Annotated in this window: 2 tRNA genes and 1 rRNA gene; all 3 read right to left on the reverse strand. The window is 47.6% G+C overall.

From position 1 onward, the window contains the following. Window positions 1–40 precede the first annotated feature (40 nt). A tRNA-Ala gene (locus tag AC1DCY_RS27930) sits at window positions 41–116 on the reverse strand. A 12-nt stretch (window positions 117–128) separates the two neighbouring features. After that, a tRNA-Ile gene (locus tag AC1DCY_RS27935) sits at window positions 129–205 on the reverse strand. Window positions 206–299: 94 nt separating this feature from the next. Further along, window positions 300–380: ribosomal RNA gene (locus tag AC1DCY_RS27940) — 16S ribosomal RNA — on the reverse strand; the annotation flags it as partial.

Genomic DNA, 380 nt, shown 5'->3' on the forward strand with positions numbered 1-380 from the left:
TTTCAATGTCGTTTTATCCAGTTTTCAAAGAACAAATTATTGGTGGAGCCTAGCGGGATCGAACCGCTGACCTCCTGCGTGCAAGGCAGGCGCTCTCCCAGCTGAGCTAAGGCCCCAAGAGGTATATATGGTGGGCCTAAATGGACTCGAACCATCGACCTCACGCTTATCAGGCGTGCGCTCTAACCAGCTGAGCTATAGGCCCTCTTAGAAGTTTTATAATTATTCATAAACCTTCAAAACTGAACGCAAAACGTAATCTTACAAACCCTAGGTTTGTATTCCGAAAATATCCTTAGAAAGGAGGTGATCCAGCCGCACCTTCCGATACGGCTACCTTGTTACGACTTCACCCCAATCATCTATCCCACCTTCGGCGG

The organism is Lysinibacillus sp. 10T31 (assembly GCF_056394365.1).